This window comes from Streptomyces sp. P17, assembly GCF_032436805.1.
Taxonomy (GTDB): domain Bacteria; phylum Actinomycetota; class Actinomycetes; order Streptomycetales; family Streptomycetaceae; genus Streptomyces.
The window spans coordinates 63853-81689 of sequence record NZ_JAVRBF010000008.1; the positions used below are offsets into that span (position 1 = coordinate 63853).

21 protein-coding genes and 1 pseudogene are annotated in these 17837 nt (G+C 71.5%); 14 read left to right on the forward strand and 8 right to left on the reverse strand.

Going from position 1 to position 17837, the window contains the following annotated elements:
• Positions 1 to 5: 5 nt before the first annotated feature.
• The 3 genes from RMT89_RS07110 to RMT89_RS07120 all read right to left on the reverse strand — a co-directional run bounded on the left by RMT89_RS07110 (position 6) and on the right by RMT89_RS07120 (position 3081).
• The gene (locus RMT89_RS07110) at positions 6 to 1034 is read right to left on the reverse strand and encodes an SDR family oxidoreductase (RefSeq protein WP_315883060.1); all 1029 of its coding nucleotides are present in this window, start codon (positions 1032 to 1034) and stop codon (positions 6 to 8) included.
• A 302-nt stretch (positions 1035 to 1336) separates the two neighbouring features.
• A complete protein-coding gene (locus tag RMT89_RS07115) occupies positions 1337 to 1993 on the reverse strand; it encodes an HAD family hydrolase (protein ID WP_315883061.1) in 657 nt (218 codons plus the stop codon).
• Between the two features lie 56 nt (positions 1994 to 2049).
• Entirely contained in the window at positions 2050 to 3081 is a 1032-nt protein-coding gene (locus RMT89_RS07120) for a PHP domain-containing protein (RefSeq protein ID WP_315883062.1), read from the reverse strand.
• Positions 3082 to 3182: 101 nt separating this feature from the next.
• Between RMT89_RS07120 and RMT89_RS07125 the strand changes: the two genes are divergently transcribed.
• The gene (locus RMT89_RS07125) at positions 3183 to 3419 is read left to right on the forward strand and encodes a hypothetical protein (protein WP_315883063.1); all 237 of its coding nucleotides are present in this window, start codon (positions 3183 to 3185) and stop codon (positions 3417 to 3419) included.
• 3 nt (positions 3420 to 3422) lie between these two features.
• Here RMT89_RS07125 and RMT89_RS07130 read toward each other — a convergent pair whose 3' ends face one another.
• Positions 3423 to 4655, reverse strand: coding sequence for a ricin-type beta-trefoil lectin domain protein (locus RMT89_RS07130; protein ID WP_315883064.1), 1233 nt, complete (start codon positions 4653 to 4655; stop codon positions 3423 to 3425).
• Between the two features lie 185 nt (positions 4656 to 4840).
• Here RMT89_RS07130 and RMT89_RS07135 point away from each other — a divergent pair, with 185 nt between their 5' ends.
• The 3 genes from RMT89_RS07135 to tgmB all read left to right on the forward strand — a co-directional run bounded on the left by RMT89_RS07135 (position 4841) and on the right by tgmB (position 7000).
• A complete protein-coding gene (locus RMT89_RS07135) occupies positions 4841 to 5617 on the forward strand; it encodes a sulfite exporter TauE/SafE family protein (protein ID WP_315883065.1) in 777 nt (258 codons plus the stop codon).
• 223 nt (positions 5618 to 5840) lie between these two features.
• Positions 5841 to 6032, forward strand: a complete 192-nt coding sequence (gene tgmA / locus RMT89_RS07140) for a putative ATP-grasp-modified RiPP (RefSeq protein ID WP_315883066.1) — start codon at positions 5841 to 5843, stop codon at positions 6030 to 6032.
• 14 nt (positions 6033 to 6046) lie between these two features.
• Positions 6047 to 7000, forward strand: a complete 954-nt coding sequence (tgmB, locus tag RMT89_RS07145) for an ATP-grasp ribosomal peptide maturase (protein WP_315883067.1) — start codon at positions 6047 to 6049, stop codon at positions 6998 to 7000.
• Between the two features lie 199 nt (positions 7001 to 7199).
• Here tgmB and RMT89_RS07150 read toward each other — a convergent pair.
• A pseudogene (locus RMT89_RS07150) lies at positions 7200 to 8197 on the reverse strand (IS5 family transposase).
• Positions 8198 to 8272: 75 nt separating this feature from the next.
• Complete coding sequence (locus RMT89_RS07155) at positions 8273 to 8821, reverse strand: VanZ family protein (protein WP_315883068.1); 549 nt, start codon at positions 8819 to 8821, stop codon at positions 8273 to 8275.
• A gap of 208 nt (positions 8822 to 9029) precedes the next feature.
• Between RMT89_RS07155 and RMT89_RS07160 the strand changes: the two genes are divergently transcribed.
• The 7 genes from RMT89_RS07160 to RMT89_RS07190 all read left to right on the forward strand — a co-directional run bounded on the left by RMT89_RS07160 (position 9030) and on the right by RMT89_RS07190 (position 13161).
• Positions 9030 to 9206, forward strand: coding sequence for a hypothetical protein (locus RMT89_RS07160; protein ID WP_315883069.1), 177 nt, complete (start codon positions 9030 to 9032; stop codon positions 9204 to 9206).
• Positions 9207 to 9283: 77 nt separating this feature from the next.
• Complete coding sequence (locus tag RMT89_RS07165) at positions 9284 to 9736, forward strand: MrpF/PhaF family protein (RefSeq protein ID WP_315883151.1); 453 nt, start codon at positions 9284 to 9286, stop codon at positions 9734 to 9736.
• The gene (locus tag RMT89_RS07170; RefSeq protein WP_315883070.1) at positions 9729 to 10061 is read left to right on the forward strand and encodes a hypothetical protein; all 333 of its coding nucleotides are present in this window, start codon (positions 9729 to 9731) and stop codon (positions 10059 to 10061) included. Before RMT89_RS07165 ends, RMT89_RS07170 begins: the two co-directional genes overlap by 8 nt.
• Entirely contained in the window at positions 10054 to 10314 is a 261-nt protein-coding gene (locus tag RMT89_RS07175) for a DUF4040 domain-containing protein (RefSeq protein WP_315883071.1), read from the forward strand. Before RMT89_RS07170 ends, RMT89_RS07175 begins: the two co-directional genes overlap by 8 nt.
• The gene (gene mbhE / locus RMT89_RS07180; RefSeq protein ID WP_315883072.1) at positions 10311 to 11051 is read left to right on the forward strand and encodes a hydrogen gas-evolving membrane-bound hydrogenase subunit E; all 741 of its coding nucleotides are present in this window, start codon (positions 10311 to 10313) and stop codon (positions 11049 to 11051) included. The genes RMT89_RS07175 and mbhE overlap by 4 nt, the downstream gene beginning before the upstream one ends.
• Positions 11048 to 11398: a sodium:proton antiporter gene (locus RMT89_RS07185; protein ID WP_315883073.1), complete on the forward strand. Its 351-nt coding sequence runs from the start codon at positions 11048 to 11050 to the stop codon at positions 11396 to 11398. Before mbhE ends, RMT89_RS07185 begins: the two co-directional genes overlap by 4 nt.
• Positions 11398 to 13161 (forward strand): complex I subunit 5 family protein, encoded by a 1764-nt coding sequence (locus RMT89_RS07190; protein ID WP_315883074.1) that lies wholly within the window; start codon positions 11398 to 11400, stop codon positions 13159 to 13161. The genes RMT89_RS07185 and RMT89_RS07190 overlap by 1 nt, the downstream gene beginning before the upstream one ends.
• Here the strand turns inward: RMT89_RS07190 and RMT89_RS07195 are convergent, their stop codons facing one another.
• Positions 13162 to 13827: a DUF4230 domain-containing protein gene (locus tag RMT89_RS07195; RefSeq protein ID WP_315883075.1), complete on the reverse strand. Its 666-nt coding sequence runs from the start codon at positions 13825 to 13827 to the stop codon at positions 13162 to 13164.
• A gap of 141 nt (positions 13828 to 13968) precedes the next feature.
• Between RMT89_RS07195 and RMT89_RS07200 the strand changes: the two genes are divergently transcribed.
• Genes RMT89_RS07200 through tuf form a run of 3 tightly spaced genes read left to right on the forward strand, consistent with a single transcriptional unit; the run spans position 13969 to position 17408 of the window.
• Positions 13969 to 15144 carry a cytochrome P450 gene (locus RMT89_RS07200; protein WP_315883076.1) on the forward strand — a complete coding sequence of 392 codons (1176 nt, stop codon included), beginning with the start codon at positions 13969 to 13971 and terminating at the stop codon, positions 15142 to 15144.
• Positions 15145 to 15204: 60 nt separating this feature from the next.
• Positions 15205 to 16158 (forward strand): ribose-phosphate pyrophosphokinase, encoded by a 954-nt coding sequence (locus RMT89_RS07205; RefSeq protein WP_315883077.1) that lies wholly within the window; start codon positions 15205 to 15207, stop codon positions 16156 to 16158.
• Between the two features lie 56 nt (positions 16159 to 16214).
• The gene (gene tuf, locus RMT89_RS07210; RefSeq protein WP_315883078.1) at positions 16215 to 17408 is read left to right on the forward strand and encodes an elongation factor Tu; all 1194 of its coding nucleotides are present in this window, start codon (positions 16215 to 16217) and stop codon (positions 17406 to 17408) included.
• Between the two features lie 6 nt (positions 17409 to 17414).
• Here tuf and RMT89_RS07215 read toward each other — a convergent pair whose 3' ends face one another.
• Positions 17415 to 17795 (reverse strand): anti-sigma factor antagonist, encoded by a 381-nt coding sequence (locus tag RMT89_RS07215; protein WP_315883079.1) that lies wholly within the window; start codon positions 17793 to 17795, stop codon positions 17415 to 17417.
• Between the last annotated feature and the right edge of the window lie 42 nt (positions 17796 to 17837).

Here is a 17837-nt window from a genome sequence, read left to right on the forward strand (position 1 = left end):
CGCTCTCAGCTCGCCTTGCGGCCCCGCAGCGGCTCCGTGTCCGCGCCCTCACCGCGCTGGAGACCGCGCAGGAACTCCTGCAGCACCTCGGAGGCCGAGTGCTGCGGGCTCCAGCCCAGCTCCGTGCGGGCGCGGGTGCAGTCCATCAGCGGCAGCCGCAGCACCGCGTCGAACAGATGCGGCGAGGCCGGCAGCAGATGCAGCCCCCACGCGGCGGCGATGGCCGAGCGGGCCGCCGTGCGCGACAGCCGTACCGGACGGGCGTCGAACATCTCGCCCAGCAGGGCCGCGTCCACCGCGGGCTCGGCCGCCAGATTGAAGGCGCCGCGCACATCCGAGCCGATCGCGAGCCGGTACGCCTCGGCCGCGTCGTCGGTGTGCAGCGCCTGCACCCGCAGACCGGGGATGTCGGGCAGGAACGGCAACAGCTCCGGGCGCGCCAGCGGCCCCGGCAGGAAGCGTCCGCCGAAGATCCTGCGCTGCTCGCTCGCCGACTCCCGCTTGAACAGGAACGCGGGCCGCATCCGCACCACCCGCACCCGGGGGTGGGCCCGGTCGAAGGTGTCCAGCGTCCGCTCCAGATAGGCCTTCTCCCGGCAGTAGGCGGCGTCCGGCCAGCCGTGCGTGGGCCACGACTCGTCCACGGCGTGGTCCTTCGATCCCGGCGAGTACGCGCCGACCGACGAGGCGTGGACCAGCGTCGGCACCCTCGCCTCGGCCACCGCGTCGAACACGCGGATGCCACCCAGCACGTTCGTCCGCCAGGTCGCCGCCGGATCATGGGTGGGCTGGAACGCCCAGGCCAGATGGACGACGGCGGTGGCGCCCGCGAAGAGCTTCACCAGATCGGCCTGCGCGGACGCCAGGTCGACCGCCTCCCATTCCGTCTTCGGCGGCGACCAATCCGGGATCCTGCGGGCCAGACCCAGCACCGAGCCGACCTCGGGGTCCTCCGAGAGGAGCCGCACCACACTCGTACCGACGTTACCGGTGGCGCCGGTGACGACGATCCTGCTGTCCTGTGCGCTGGTCACCTTCGGCTCCTCTCGGCTGCTGCGGGGACTGGCCGAGTACCCCCATGACGCCGAAAAGGCACGGCACCCGACAAGGCCGGGCACAGAGCCCCGACCGCGACGGGGGAATCACGATCGGGGCGATCAAGGGCGGGTACGGATGGCGGTCGCCTCTCGGCGAAAGGCTCCACAGGGCTTCAGCCGAACGATCGTCCCTGTGGGCAAAAGGTGAGGCCCGGGGACACTGTCCCATCCGTACCCACGCATCGTTCAACGGGCAACCACCCTGGGGTGTTCCACGGCCGCCGGTGATCCGTGTCACCTCAGGCGAACGGACTCTCCGCGAGCGATGCCAGCAGGTCCGCGGGATCGTCGTAGACCGCCTGCGCGCCCGCCTCCTCCAGGTCGGCCCGTGGAATGCCCCCGCACAGCACGCCGACACACCGCACCCCGGCCCGGGTGCCCGCGCGCATGTCCCACACCGTGTCCCCGACGAACACCGAGTGCTCGGCGGGAACCCCGGCCAGCTCCAGCGCGTGCTCCACGGGCTCGGGCGCGGGCTTTCCCCGCTCGACGTCGTCCGCGCTCGCTGTCGCGCTGATGGCGTCGTCCGCGGCGATCGCCCGCCGCAGCGCGCCCAGTTCCGCGCCGCCGGCCGAGGTGGCCAGCACCACCGTCCAGCCGTCGTCGCGCAGCCGCCGCAGCAACCGTCCGGCGTCCGCCGGCGGGGGCAGCCGGTCGAAGTACTGCCCGTACAGCGCCTTGTGGGCGGCGCTCAGCTCCTCGTCGCCCGCCTTGTCCCGGTCGTCGCCGAGCAGATGGGCGATCAGGTCGTCGGAGCCGAGTCCGACCGCGCGGTGGATGGCGTGCATCGGTACCCGGTGGCCCGCCTGCCGGAAGGCCTCCCACCAGGTCGCCACATGCAGATGGTTGGTGTCGACGAGCGTGCCGTCGACGTCGAACACGGCCGCGCGTCCCATACGCCCGTCCCTTCGCCGTTGTCGTGTCCGTGCGCGCGTGCCGCACGGGTACCGCGTCAGGAGCCCGCCACGCGTGACGGCACTTGCCGCTCCCGGGTCCAGGCCAGCAGCTCCTCCAGCGTCCAGGTGGTGACCACGCGGTCCGCGGGCACCCCGCACTCCTCGGCCCGGGCGCAGCCGAGGACCTGCCAGTCCAGCTGGCCGGGCGCGTGCGCGTCGGTGTCGATCGAGAACAGCGCCCCCGCCTCCACCGCTTGCCGCAGCAGCCGGCGCGGCGGGTCGAGCCGCTCGGGCCGGCTGTTGATCTCCACGGCCGTGCCGGTCTCCGCGCAGGCGGCGAACACGGCGTCCGCGTCGAACTGCGACTCCGGCCGCCCGCGCCCGGTGATGAGCCGCCCTGTGCAGTGCCCGAGCACATCGGAGTGCGGATTCCGTACGGCGGCCACCATGCGCCGGGTCATCGAGCGGGCGTCCATCCGCAGCTTGGAGTGGACCGAGACCACCACCACGTCCAGCCGCTCCAGCAGCTCCGGCTCCTGGTCCAGGGAGCCGTCTTCGAGGATGTCGCACTCGATGCCGGTCAGCAGCCGGAACGGCGCCCAGGTCTCGTTGAGCGCCGCCACCACCTCCAGTTGCTCGCGCAGCCGCTCCGCCGAGAGCCCGCGGGCCACCGTGAGCCGGGGGGAGTGGTCGGTCAGCGCCGCCCACTCGTGCCCGAGCTCGGCCGCGGTCCGGCCCATCTCCTCGATCGGGCTGCCGCCGTCCGACCAGTCGGAGTGCAGGTGGCAGTCCCCGCGCAGCAGTGCCCGCAGTCCGGCCCGGTTCTCCCCGGTCGCCGCCTCGGCCTGGAGCTTCTCCAGGTAGCCGGGCACCTGTCCGGCCAGCGCCTCCCGCGCCACCTGTGCCGTCTTCGGGCCGACGCCGCTGAGCGACTCCAGCGTCCCGGCGGCGGCCCGCTCGCGCAGCTCCGCCTCCGGCAGCGCCGCCAGTGCCCGGGCCGCGGTGCGAAAGGCCCGCACCCGATAGGTGGGCGCAAGGGACCGCTCCAGCAGGAAGGCGATCCGCTCCAGTGCCTCAACGGGATCCATCGCCACCTCCGCCTCCAGGGTTCCCCACGGGCGCGGCGTCCGCACGACGGACCGGCCGCTCGCCGGGTCGGAACGGCCGGATCCGCTTTACGCTCTATTGCATGACCGAAATCGCGAGCCCGTACATCTCCCACCCCCGGATCATGGTGCTCGGGGTCCAGCCGGGCACGCCGCCGTTCCGCATCGTGGAGATCGACGGCATTGTGGTGGGTGAGGCGAAAGCCGTCACCGACGTCCTGTCCGCCGCCGCAGCGTTCGGCATCACGGTCCATGATCTGGACGACCCGGATGTGGTGCGCTGGGTCGGCGGCGACAAGTTCACCTGGACCCGGCACTAGGAATCAGCCGACGGTCCACTTCTGGTTGGCGCCGCCCGTGCAGGACCAGATCTGCAGCCGGGTGCCGTTGGCCGAGTTGTTGCCGGTCACGTCCAGGCACTTGTCGGCCTGCGGATTGACGATGTCGCGTGCCGCGGTGACGGTCCAGCGTTGGTTGGGGCCGCCGGTGCAGTCCCACAGCTGGACGGGGCTGCCGTCCGCGGTGCCGTTGCCGGTGACGTCCAGACACTTGCCGAGCGCCCGGATCGTGCCGTCCGTGCCCACGGTCCACTGCTGGGCCGCGGTGCCGTTGCAGTCGTAGAGCTGGACGGGGGTGCCGTTGGCGGAGTTAGCGCCGGCGACGTCGACGCACTTGCCGGCCAGGCCCCTGATCGCGCCGCCCGTGGGGGTGTCGGCGGTGGTCACGGTCACGTGGTCGACCACCATCTGCTGCGGGAAGACCGTGGAGCCGTCCGGGTCGCCGGGCCAGTAGCCTCCCACCGCCAGGTTGAGGATCAGGAAGAACGGCTTGTTGAAGACCCACTGCCGGCCGCCGAGGTCGGCGGGTGTGCGCCGCTGGTAGACGTTGCCGTCCACGGACCAAGTGATCGAGTCGGGCGCCCAGTCGACGGCGAAGGTGTGGAAGGCGTCGGCGAAGGCCTGTCCGTTCGGGAGCGAGTAGGCGGCGCCTATGCCGCCCGACCCGGAGTAGCCGGGGCCGTGGATCGTGCCGTGGACCGTGGAGGGCTCGAAGCCGACGTTCTCCATGATGTCGATCTCGCCCGAGTCCGGCCAGTTGACGGGGGTGCCCAGCATCCAGAACGCGGGCCACATGCCCTGCCCGCGCGGCACCTTGATACGCGCCTCGATGCGCCCGTACTGCGCGGTGAACTTCCCCGCGGTGTTCAGCCGGGCCGAGGTGTACTGGCAGGTGCCGTACCAGCACTGGTAGTTGGCGGGGTTCTCGCGCCGGGCCGTGATGACCAGATGGCCCTGGCCGTCGAGGGCGGCGTTGCGGTTGCCCGCCGTGTAGTACTGCCGCTCGTGGTTGTTGACGTTGTCGCCGGTCTCGACCTGCCACTTCGAGGAGTCGACCGCGGAGCCGGCGGGCCCGTCGAAGGTGTCGGAGAACGTCACCGCGGCGACGCCAGCGTCCGCTTCGTCCTCCGCTCGGGCGGGTCCTGTGGCGGCGGTGGCGACCAGGGCGGCCGACAGCGCGGCCAGCAGCCAGGTGCGGATTCTGCGGGAAGAGGGCACGACTCTCCCTTCCGTCGGCGTCTCGTGGGGCAGGGCGCCGATCGAGGTGGGGGGTGAAGGTGTCGCCTCTTGATTCAAGGCGTGAGCTAAGGGCCCGTCAATACCCTGGTCCGGACCATGAGTTGAGCGCTCCCCGGGGCACCCTTCGGTCTCCGCCGAAACCCCGGCTTCCTGAGCTCGCCGCCATGAACCCCGCACACCTCGGGGAGATGCTCGCCGTTCTGGGCGCGGGTCTCGCCGCCGGTGCCGTCAACGTCGTCGTCGGCTCCGGGACCCTGATCTCCTTCCCGGTCCTGCTGGCGACCGGCCTGCAGCCCGTCACGGCCACCGTCTCCAACGCGCTCGGCCTGATCCCCGGCTCGCTCGGCGGCGCCCTCGGCTACCGCGCCGAACTGCGCGGCCGGGGCCGGCGCATCGCCCTGTGGAGCGCCGGTGCCGCCCTCGGCGCGGTCACCGGTGCCGCGCTGCTGCCGGCCCTGCCCGCCGAGGTGTTCGAGACGGTCGTGCCGGTCCTGGTGGGCCTCGCCCTCGTCCTGGTCGCCGTCCAGCCGCTGATCCGCGGACGCATGCGGCAACGCCGCGCCCGGGCGGGCCGATCCGCCCGCCCCGACGGCGGCCCGCTCCTGCTCGCCGGACTGACGCTCGCGAGCGTCTACGGCGGCTACTTCTCCGCCGCCCAAGGCATCATCTACGTGTCCCTGATGGGCCTGTCCCTCGACGACGACCTGCAACGCCTCAATGCCGTCAAGAACGTTCTCGTCGCCGTCGTCAACTCGGTCGCCGCACTGTTCTTCCTCGTCGCCGCCGACTTCGACTGGAGGGCCGTCGCCCTGCTCGCGATCGGTTCCGCCGCGGGCGGGCAGCTCGGCGCCCGCGTGGGCCGCCGCCTGAGCCCCGCCGTCCTGCGCGCGCTCATCGTGACGGTCGGTTCCACGGCCATCCTCGTGATGCTGACGCGCTGACGCGCTGACGCCGGCTGAGCGCCTCGTGACGGTGTGAAACCTGCGGCGCGGCATCCGATGGTTTATATGTGGGGAAAGTGTCAACTCGCGGTGCATCTGATGCAGATGATGCAGGTGATGTGACGACCTTCACTCCCATGTAGCCGAAAGTGATGAATCCCTTACGCAACAGACGCGTAAGGGACTGTACGCGGGTGCCGCGCGACTTCTGGAGGTTTTTCGAGTGCGACCGTTCACCCTCAACTACGCCTGTCCCAGCGGGCCTACGACCATGGTGACGCCGTACAGCTTCGACGCCGCACGTCAGTTGAACGTGCTGCCCGACGGCCGCCCGGCCGTCATGGACCGGGAGCTCCTCCTCGCGGCCGGTACCACGACGTCCACCGCGGGTTCCCAGACGCACTTCGACGACTGAGGACCCGTCACCGCATGACCGTACTGATCCTTACGTCCGAGGAGGACGTCACCGCCGACATGGTGGTGGCCAGGCTGCACGCCACGGGAACCCCCGTGATGCGCCTGAACCCCGCCGATCTGCCCGGCAAGGCCGTCCTGTCCGCCGACTACGCGCACGGCGACTTCGCCGGCCACCTATCGGTCAACGGGCACGTGCTCAGCATGGGCGGCCTGCGCTCGGTATGGATGCGCAGGCCCGGCGAACCGGCGGCGCACGCGGCACACCCCTCGCCGTGGCTGACCGCCGAGACCCGGCAGGCGCTGTACGGCATGCTGTACTCCGCTCCCGCGCGGTGGATGAACCACCCGCGCGACGCGGAGCGGGCCCGGCTGAAGCCCTGGCAGCTGCGGATCGCCCACCTCAGCGGCTTCGCCGTACCGCCGACGGTGTTCACGACCTCGCCGCGCCTGGCGCGGGAGTTCGCCGAGGAACACCGGGATGTGGTGGTGAAGTCCGCCTCGGGTCCGCCGCCGGGAGAACCCGCGGTGGCCCTGCCCACGACGCTGATCGGCCCCGACGCGGACTTCTCCGCCGTCGCGGCCGGTCCCGCGTTGCTCCAGCGGTACGTGCCCAAGCGCGCCGACATCCGGCTGACCTGTGTCGGTGCCCGGCTGTTCGCCGCACGGAAGACGGCCGAGCCGGACCAGGTCGACGGGCGCTACGGCGAGACCGGGCACGCCTGGGAGCCGGTCGCCGTACCCGAACGCATCGCGAGCTCGGTGCGCGAGTACGTCGCCCTCGCCTCATTGGCGTACGCCGCCTTCGACTTCGCCGAGGACGAGGACGGCCTGTGGTGGTTCCTGGAGTGCAACCAGGGTGGCCAGTTCGGTTTCGTCGAACTGGATACCGGACAGCCCATTTCCGCGGCGGTCGCGCACTGGCTGGCCCATCGCACGGCGGACCGCCGGGTCCTGGGGCGCCGCTGACGTCGAAGGCGCTAGGGGGTGTTTTGAAAGTCCCGCACAGCACCCACGGCGCCCGGCACGCACCCTCGCCGCACCGGCCAAAGACCCAAGTACGTCCAGTACGAGGGCCTTCGTCCGGCACGCCGAGGGCACGCACCGAACACCGCGGGCACCGCACAGGACTTTCAAAACACCCCCTAGGGCCTGTTCTGAGTTGAGATCACGGGAGGGCTGGCAGGCTGCGTAACCAGAGGATGGATCCGCGCAGGTGGAGCCCGGCGGCATAGCTCTCGGATGTCTTGTCGTAGCGGGTGGCCAGCCCTCGCCATTCCTTGAACTTGTTGATGGCGCGCTCGACGGTGTTGCGATCTTTGTAGAGCGCGGCGTCGTGGCTGACCGGGCGGCCGCCGGAGTGTCCCTTTTTCTTGCGGTTGGCGGCCTGGTCGGCCTTCTCCGGGATCACCGCCTTGATGTTGCGTCTGCGCAGGTGGGCGCGGTTGGCGCGGGAGGAGTAAGCCTTGTCGCCGGCCACTGCGTCCGGCCTGGTCCTGGGACGACCGACCCGGCCGCGGACCTTGATCTTCTTCAGGACGGGGATAAAGCGCGGGCTGTCCGCGGCCTGACCGGGGGTGATGATGATGGACAGGGGGCGGCAGCGCCGCTCAACGGCGAGGTGGACCTTGCTGGTGAGCCCGCCCCGGGAGCGCCCCAGTTCGGCGGCCCGCAGCCGGGCCCTGCGTCGTCGGCGCACGGCGCGGCGCTGTTCCCGCTCGGGATCCTCCATGTCCGCGGATCCCTCTCCTACGGGGTCGTTTTGCCCCTTTGCTGCAGCCCCTTTTCCTCCGCCATGGCCTTTTCCAGGTCCTCAAGGAGCTCCGGGTCGACGACCATGCCCGCCGCGTGGTGATGTGCGCGGGCAACGGTCGAGTCCACGCTGACCAGGCTGAGATCGACATCGTCGCGGGCGGCTGCCTCGGCGATCATCGCGTCCATGAGGGTCTGGAAGACCTCGTCACGCGCCCACATCCGGAACCGGTCGTAGATCGTCGACCAGGAGCCGTAGCTTGCCGGCACATCCCGCCAGGGACTGCCGGTACGGAACCGCCACATCACCGCGTTGAAGTAGCTGCGCAGGTCAGGGATCGGTCCGAACGCCCCCAACGGCAGGTGCGGCTCGATCAACTCCCACTCGGCATCGGTCAGATCACCACGAGTCACGCGACCGGTCTACCGCAGCCAGCACCCTCCTGAAGCGGGAATGACCGATCCCGTGATCTCAACTCAGAACAGGCCCTAGCGCGCATGCACCGCCCGCCCCAGCCGCCGCCCCAGCAGCAGATAGCCGATGAGCGCCCCCGTGGTGTTCAGGATGACGTCGTCGATGTCGAAGGCGCGGCCGGTGACCAGGGCGCCCTGGGCGAACTCGACCAGGAGCATCACCGTCGCCGTCAGCAGCAGCACCCGCAGCGGTCCGCGCGCCTTCGGTGCGAGGACCGGGGCGAGCACTCCGAAGGGGATGCCCAGCAGCAGGTTCCCGCCGATCTGCCGGACGGCGTCGCGCAGCTCGGGCTGGTCCAGATAGGCCCTGATCGACCGGCCCGGACGCATGTTGGTGTGCGTCAGGGACTCCGAGGCGGGGGAGGGCTCCAGGGTCAGCTTGGCGAGCACCACCGCGAACGCCACCATCAGCGTGAACGCGCACAGCATCGCCACCAGCCGGGCCAGGAAGCGGAGCGTGTCGGCGGACCGGGACTTCGGCCGCTCGGGCTCGGCCGCCGGTGCGGATTTACGGGTGCGCCGACGGCGCACCCCGATGCGGGAACGTGAGGCTGCACGGGCCATTCGGTCCTCCAGTCTTCAACTTCCCTGTGTGACAAGGCGGTTACCCGCCCAGCGGCCGAGGATGCCGCCGAGTCGTTTCTCCGGCCGCTCCCGGGGCACTCCGGGCGGAGACCCGCGCGCCGTCACGCCCCTCACCGGGCACGGTGCTTGGATGGCGCGCAAAGCGGCGTAAACGGACATCTCGCCGCATCGGTGAGGGAGGTGGCGGATGAGGCGCAGGACGGTGCTCGCCACGGCCGAGTTCCTGGCCTGGTGGGCCGCGCTCGTCGCGCTGTGGCTGGTGCTCATCAGCGCGGTGGACATCCTCGAACTCGCGGTCGGCGCGGGCGCGGCAGGTCTCGGCGCCCTTGCCGCCACCGCCGCACGACGGGCGGTGACCGCGTAGTGAACGGCTGGCTCCTCACGGCGCGCGGTGACCGCGTAGTGAACGGCTGGCTCCTCACGGCGGGCGGTGACCGCGTAGTGAACGGCTGGCTCCTCACGGCGGGCCTGGTCCTCGCCGCCGGCGGGGCGGTGGCCCTGGGCGGGGTGGCCACCGGACCGCTGCGGCGCCGCGTCGTGGCCCAGAACCTCTCGACCGCCTTCGCCTGCCCCGGGCTGCTCCTCCTCGCCCAGGCCTACGACCGCCCGTCCTACGCCGATGTCGCCCTCGTCCTCGCCCTGCTCGGCCCCGTCGGCACCCTCGTCTTCGCCCGGCTGCTCGCCGACGAACTGGCCGCCGACCCGCCGCGCGCCTGGGGCGTCAGCTGGGCCGCGGCAGGCCTCGGCGCGGCAGTGGTGCTGGTGCTGTGCGCCGTCACCGGACCGAGCCGGGCCCTGGTCAAACTCCTGGTCACCGGCGCGCTGTTGATCGGCGGCAACGTCATCGCCTCCCGCGCCCTGGCCGGCGGTATCGCGGGGGTGCGCGGTGGCTGACGTGGTGGGGGTCGGGGTGCTGGTTGTCGGCGGGAAGTTCATCGTGGGCGGCCCATCGGGGGTGTGCGGTGTCGGCGCGGTGAGGGTGGTGGGGCTGCTGGCCGGCGGGGAGTTCATCGTGGGCGGCCCATCGGGGTTGTGCGGTGTCGGCGCGGTGAGGGTGGTGGGGCTGCTGGCCGGCGGGGTGTTCATCGGTGCCCGCGCCGTGGCGGGTGGCTTGTCGGGGGTGTGCGGTGTCGGCGCGGTGAGGGTGGTGGGGCTGCTGGCCGGCGGGGAGTTCATCGGTGCCCGCGCCCTCGGCCTGTCGGGGGTGCGCGGTGGCTGACGCCGTGATGCTGGTGGCGCTGCTCCTTGTCGCCGGGTGCGCGACCACCGCCGTCCTGGTCCGCGAACCCGTGCACCAGGCCCTCGTCCTCGCTGTCCTCGGGACCGTGCTCGCGGTGCTGTTCACCGTCCTCCAGGCGCCCGACGTCGCGCTCTCGCAGCTCGCGGTGGGCTCCGCCCTGACCCCGCTGCTGATGCTGCTCGCCGTCCGCAAGGTCAAACGCCCCCGTCGGCGCAAGGGACGCGAGCGGTGAACCGGCGCACCCGGCTCTGGCTCGTCGCCACCGGCTGCGCGGGGCTCGCCGCGCTGCTCGCCGCCGCCTGCCTGGAACTCCCCGCCTTCGGCGGCGACCGCCACCCCTACGGCGACCGCGCCGTGCACGAGTCGCTCGCCCGGCACACCGCCAACACCGTCGCCTCAGTCAACTTCGACCAGCGCGCCTTCGACACCCTCGGCGAGATCAGCATCCTGTTCGCAGCCGTCCTCGGCTGCGTCGTCCTGCTCCGCCAGACCCGCGACGAACACCGCGCGAAGCCCCAACCCGCCGACGTGGCCCGCCCGGTGCGCCGCTACGCCCTCGCCGTCCTGCCCGTCGCCCTGCTCACCGGCCTCTACGTCATCGCACACGGCCAGCTCAGCCCCGGCGGCGGCTTCCAGGGCGGCGTCGTCGCCGCGACCGCCCTGCACCTGCTCTACCTGGGCGCCGACTACCGCGCCCTGGAACGCATCCGCCCGGTCGGCCTGTACGAGGTCGGCGACGCGCTCGCCGTCTCCGCCTACCTCGTCACCGGCCTCGCCTGTCTGATCGGCGCCGGCTCGTTCCTCGCCAACACCCTGCTGCCCTACGGCACGTTCAACACGCTGTCCTCCGGCGGCACCGTGCCCCTGCTGAACGCGGCCGTCGGCATGGAGGTCGCCTGCGCGGTCGTCGTCCTGCTCGCCCGCTTCCTGGACCAGGCCGTCGAGATCGAGGAGGAGAACGGCACATGATGGACGTGTTCCCCTACCTGGTCGCCGCGTGGATCTTCCTGGCCGGCTGCTACGGCCTCGCCACCAGCCGCAATCTGATCCACGCGGTCGGCTGTCTGAGCGTGTGCCAGTCCGCCACCTACGTGCTGCTGCTGGCCGTCGGCTACCGCGACGACGCCACCGCGCCCGTCTTCTCCGACATCGAACCCGGCTCCCGGCCCGTCGTCGACCCGGTCGTCCAGGCCCTCGCCCTCACCGACGTCGTGGTCGGCGCCACCGTCACCGCCCTGCTCCTCGCCCTCGTGGTGCAGATCGCCAAACGGCACGGCACCGTCGACCCCGACGAGCTCTCCGAGCTGCGCGGCTGATGGACGACCTGCTGCCGCTGCTCATCGCGGTCCCGCTGCTGGGCGCCGCCCTGCTGGTCGCCGGGGGACGCCGGCTGCCCCGGGTCGCCGCCGAGTCCATGGGCTGCGCCTTCTCGGCCGGCACCGCCGCCCTCGCGCTGGTGCTGCTGCTGAACTCCTCACCGCCGTACGTCGAATGGGTCGGCGGCTGGACCCCCGTGGACGGCCGCGGCGTCGGTATCGTCCTGGTCGGCGACGGCCCGGGCCTCGGCATGGCCGCCCTCGCCTCCCTGCTCACCCTCGCGGCCCTGGCGTACTCCTGGCACTACTTCGACGAACCGCCGCGAAGGCACGCCGGGTCCTTCCCCGCGCTGATGCTGCTGTTCCAGGCGGGCATGTGCGGATTCGCCGTCGCGGGCGACCTGTTCAACGCCTTCGTGTGGTTCGAGCTGATGAGCGTCGTCGCCTACGCGCTGACCGGTCACCGGGTCGAGGAGGCCCGGGCGGTGCAGGGCGCCCTGACCTTCGCCGTCGTCACCTCGCTCGGCGCGTACGCCATGCTGATGGGCATCGCGCTGCTGTACGGCCGTACCGGCGAACTCGCCATGAGCCAGATCGGCCGGGGCCTGGACGCGCACGGCCCGCCCGACGCACTGGTCCTCGCGGCCTTCGTCCTCGTCCTGACCGGAATGCTGGTCAAGGCGGCGGCGGTGCCCTTTCACTTCTGGCTCCCCGACGCCCACGCCGTCGCCCCCACGCCCGTGTGCATGCTGCTCTCGGGCGTCATGGTCGAACTCGGCGTGTACGGCGTCTGGCGGGCGTACGGCACCGTCTTCGCCGGGCCCGGTGGCGTCCCGCCCGCCGACCTGGAGCGGGTGCTGGTGACGCTCGGCGCGCTCACCGCGGCGATCTGCGCCGTCATGTGCTGGTACCAGCGGCACATCAAACGGCTGCTCGCCTACTCCACGGTCGCGCACACCGGACTCTTCCTGACCGGCATCGGCGTGCTGACCCCCGAGGCCGACGACGGGGTCGCGCTGTACATCCTCGGCCACGCCGGAGTGAAGGCCGCCCTGTTCGCCTGCGCGGGCATCCTGCTGGACCGCTACGGCAGCGTCGACGAGCACGCCCTGCACGGACAGGCCCGGGAACTGCGCGGAGTCGCCGTGCTGTTCACCATCGGCGCGCTCGCCCTCGCCGGCCTGCCCCCGTTCGGCACCGCGCTCGGCAAGGCGCTCACCGAGGAGGCCGTCGGCGGCCCGCTCACCGTGCTGTACGTGGCGGCGACCGCGCTGACCGCCGGGGCGGTGCTGCGGGTCGCCGCACGCGTCTTCCTCGGCCTCGGCCCCGCCCCGGGCGACGCGACCGACTACGAGACCACCGGTTCCGGCGAGCGGCCCGAGACCCGGCACCGGCTCAGCCGGGTCCCGGACACCATGACCGCGGTCCCCGCGCTGCTGCTCGCCGGCGCGCTCGCCGTGGGCGTGGCGCCCGGCTTCGCCGACGTCGTCGCGCACTCCGTCAACGAGGCCGGGTCGGCGGGCGCCGTGGTCGCCTCCGTGCACTGGACCCCGGCCGGGGTGCTGCTGGGCCTGCTGTCGACCCTGCTGGCCGCCGCTCTCGCCGCCGTCGCCGTGGCCCGCCCGAGGTGGCTCGCCGCACCCGGCTGGGCGGATCCGCTCAGGCGCCTTCAGTCCGGCCACGTCGGGGACTACGTGGCCTGGCTGCTGGTGGGCGCCGTGGTGCTCGGTGCGCTCGCCCTGCCCGGTGTCCTGGCGGCCTGATCAGGCGGCCTCGTAGGTGACCTTCACCTCCTTGAACCCGAGCGAGCGCAGCAGGCCCTTGAGCATGCCGGTGGTGTTGCCCTCGGCGCGCTTCGTCAGCTCGCTCTCCTTCGCGGCGTCGCCGATGTGCTTCGCGGCGAGCTTCTGCACCGCCTGCTCGCTGTTGGGGTTGTCCGAGAAAAGATCGCCGATCCGGTCGAGCAGCCCGCGCTGCTTGGAGACGGCGTAGGAGCGGTCGGGGTCGAGGGCGGGCTCCCCGAGTGCCGCGTGCGGCAGCCGGAGCGTGGCCGACGTACGGTCGTCGTTGACCTTGACGTCGTTCTCGCCGACCTTGCCGAGGTCGACGTAGGCGTCCACGGTGCCCGCCCCGACATACAGGGTGCGGGAGCCGCGGATCGCGTCGGGCAGGTACTTGGCGTCCTTCTCCAGGTCCACCACGACCTGGAAGTTGCCCGAGGCGGCATCGTAACGGCTGATGTCCTGGATGGACTCCAGCAGTGCGGGGCCCGAGCGGTCGTTGGTCTCCGTGCCGAAGAGGTCCTTCAGACCCGGGAGCACGCTGAGCCCGATCCCGGCGAACAGTACGGCGAGCACCAGCACGACGGCGCTCACCGCCTTGGCCCAGCCGGGCATGCGCCTGGGGAGGCGTCTGATGGGAGTCGTCATGGCGACGGCCCTCCTTCCTACTGTTCGGATGCCCCCCAAAGGCCTTGTGAGACAGGCTGGTTGGCCGATTGGTGCCCCTGACGGAGGCAGGTGGGGCGCATTAGCGTGAGGGCCCGCCCATCTTTCGGCCAGGAGACACCGATGAGCCGTCCCCTTCGCCCCATGCACCGCGTCACGTTCCCCGTGCCAGGACCGCCCCGGCTCGGCACTCTCGCCACCGGCACCCCGGTGTGGATCGTGACCCGGCATGCCGAGGTGCGGCAGGTGCTCATGGACCCACGGTTCGACCGCAGCTCCCTGCACGCGCCGGACGCCCCGCCGCTGCTCGTCGTACCGAATCTGCTCGACGACCCAAGCGGGCTGCTCAACCAGGACGGACCCGCCCATCAGCGGCTGCGCGGGACCGTGCAGCGGGCCTTCACTCCGCGTGCCGTCGCCCGCTGGCGGCCCTGGGTGGCCTCGGTCGTCGAGGAACTGCTGGACGCCTTCGCCGAGCGGTCCAGGCCGGCCGACATCGTCGACGGGTTCGCGCTGGCGCTGCCCGTGTCGGTGATCTGCCGGCTGATGGGTCTGGAGCACGTGGACCGCGACCGGATCCGCTCCTGGGCCGACCACGCCCTGTCCGGCGGAGCGCACACCGCCGAGCAAGTGGGGGCGGCCATGCGGGAGTTCGGTGCCTTCGCGGCGGAACTGGTCGACGAGCGACGGCGCAAGCCGGGGGACGACCTGGTCAGTGCGCTGGTGACGGCGGGGGACGGACTCGGCGTCGACGAGCGGCAGTTGGTGTCCCTGGTGTGCGGTCTGGTCGTGGCGGGACACGAGACCACCATGACCGCCCTCGGCAACGCCCTCGTCTACCTCCTCACCGACCGTCGGGAGGCCTGGCCCCGGCTCGGCCAGGACCAGGAGGCCGCGTCGATGGCGGTGGAGCAGCTCCTGCGCGCCGTCCCGCTCAGCGAGGGACGGCTGCTGCCCGGCCTGATCCGCCGGGCCGTCGAGGACGCCGAGGTCGGCGGGGTGAAGATCCCCGCGGGCAGTGTCGTCGCCGTCCAGACCAACTCCGCGAGCCGCGACCCCGAGGTCTTCCCGCCCGGCCCGCCGGACCTGTTCACGCCCCTGAACGTGCCCAGCGTGGTCTTCGGCGCCGGACCCCACCACTGCCTCGGCGCCTGGCTCGCCCGTCTGGAACTCGGCATCGCACTGCACCGCCTCGCCGCCCGCTTCCCGGGGCTGCGCGCCGAGTTCGGCGCCGCCACCATCGACTGGCGGGAGGGACAGCTCACCCGCAGCCCACGGCGGCTGCCCGTGTCATGGTGAGACGGATCCGCTCAGTAGCATGAGGCCGGCAGCCGGAATGATCATGCGAGGAGCGGATTCGTGCGAGACATCGCCGTGTTCAGCGGTAGTGCCCACCCCGAACTGGCGGCGGAGGTCTGCGCGCATCTGGGGGTGCCGCTCAGCCCCACCCGGGTCAGCCGGTTCGCCAACGACTGTCTGGAGGTACAGCTCCAGGCCAACTGCCGGGAGCGGGACGTCTTCCTCATCCAGCCGCTCGTCGCCCCGGTCCAGGAACACCTCGTCGAACTGCTGCTGATGTGCGACGCGGCACGCGGGGCCTCCGCCGGGCGGATCACCGTGGTCATGCCGCACTACTCCTACGCCCGCTCCGACAAGAAGGACCAGCCCCGGATCTCGCTCGGCGGACGTCTGGTCGCCGATCTGATGGTCGCGGCCGGAGCCGGCCGGGTCCTCGCCATGACGCTGCACTCGCCCCAGGTGCACGGCTTCTTCTCGGTCCCCGTCGACCATCTGCACGCCCTGCGCGAACTGGCCACCCACTTCCGCCACTACGACCTGTCCCGCACGACCGTCGTCTCGCCCGACCTCGGCAACGCCAAGGAGGCCGCCGCCTTCGCCCGTATGCTCGGCGCCCAGGTGGCCGCCGGCGCCAAACAGCGGTTCGCGGACGACCGGGTGAGCATCAACTCCGTCATCGGCGATGTCGCCGGCCGCGATGTCATCGTGCTGGACGACGAGATCGCCAAGGGCAGCACCGTCCTCGAACTCCTCGACCGGCTGCGGGAGTTGGGGCCGCGCTCGATTCGCGTCGCCTGTACCCACGGACTGTTCACGTCCGGTGCGCTCAAGCGGATCGGTGAGCAGCCCGACGTCCTGGAGATCGTGTGCACCAACACCGTGCCGGTCCCGGAGGAGGAGCGCACCGAGATGCTTCGGGTGCTCACCGTCGCCCCGCAGCTCGCCGAGGCCGTACGCCGTATTCACAACGGCGAGTCCGTCAGCGCCCTGTTCGACGCGCTGGGAAACGAATAGACAGGAGGGAGGGCAAGGCGACCCCGGCATCACCCAGGTGACCAGGAGGGCCAGCGGTGGCGAAGGCGAAGTTCCAGCGGACCAAGCCGCACGTGAACATCGGCACCATCGGTCATATCGACCATGGCAAAACGACGCTCACGGCGGCCATCACGAAGGTGCTGCACGACAAGTTCCCCGACCTCAACCCGTATACGCCGTTCGACCAGATCGACAAGGCGCCCGAGGAGCGGCAGCGCGGGATCACCATCTCGATCGCCCATGTCGAGTACCAGACGGAGCGGCGGCACTACGCGCACGTCGACTGTCCGGGGCACGCGGACTACATCAAGAACATGATCACGGGCGCGGCCCAGATGGACGGCGCGATCCTGGTCGTCGCCGCGACCGACGGGCCGATGCCGCAGACCAAGGAACATGTGCTGCTGGCCCGGCAGGTCGGTGTGCCGTATGTCGTCGTCGCGCTCAACAAGACCGACATGGTCGACGACGAGGAGATCCTGGAACTGGTCGAGCTGGAGGTGCGCGAGCTGCTCAGCGCGTACGAGTTCCCCGGTGACGAGGTCCCGGTGGTCCAGGTCTCCGCGCTCAAGGCGCTGGAAGGCGATCCCGCGTGGACCGAGTCGATCCTGCGGCTGCTGGCGGCGGTCGACGAGTTCGTGCCCCAGCCGGAGCGGGACGTGGACCGGCCGTTCCTGATGCCGATCGAGGACGTGTTCACCATCACCGGCCGCGGCACCGTCGTCACCGGCCGGATCGAGCGCGGCACGCTGCATGTCAACAGCGAGGTCGAGATCATCGGCATCCACGAACAGAAGACGAAGACGACCGTCACCGGTATCGAGATGTTCCGCAAGCTCCTCGACGAGGGCCGCGCCGGGGAGAACGTCGGGCTGCTGCTGCGCGGGGTCAAGCGGGAGGACGTCGAGCGCGGGCAGGTCGTCATCAAGCCCGGGTCGGTCACCCCGCACAGGGAGTTCGAGGCGCGGGCGTACATCCTGTCCAAGGACGAGGGCGGCCGGCACACGCCGTTCTTCCACAACTACCGCCCGCAGTTCTACTTCCGCACCACCGACGTCACGGGCGTGGTGACGCTGCCGAAGGGCACCGAGATGGTGATGCCGGGCGACAACACCACGATGTACGTCCAGCTGATTCAGCCGGTCGCGATGGAGGAGGGGCTGAAGTTCGCGATCCGGGAGGGCGGGCGGACGGTGGGCGCCGGTCAGGTCACCAGGATCGTGAAGTAGCCGCCCTCACACCGAGCCGGACGTGGCCTCGGGCTGGCCCAGGGCCGCGTCCAGCGTCGGATGCGGGGGCAGCAGCCGGGCCAGGCCGGTCAGCCGCAGCACGCGCAGGGTGAGCGGATGGACGCAGACCAGATGGAGCTGTCCGCCCTGGTCGAGGACCCGGCCGCGCGCCCGGTAGAGCAGCCGCAGCCCGGAGCAGTCGAAGAACTCCACGGGCCGCAGGTCGATCACGATGCGCGCGTGCGGGCGGGCCGTCATCCGGTCCAGGTAGGGGAGGAGTTCGACGGCCGCGGCGATGTCGATCTCGCCGTGGAACTCCAGCACCGTATGCCCCCGGTCCTGGCGGACGCGCAAGTGGCGGGTGAGCGGCGCAGGCTCCTGCTGCACGACGACATCGCCTCCAACCTGCTCCTTCGGCGGCGGGGTTGC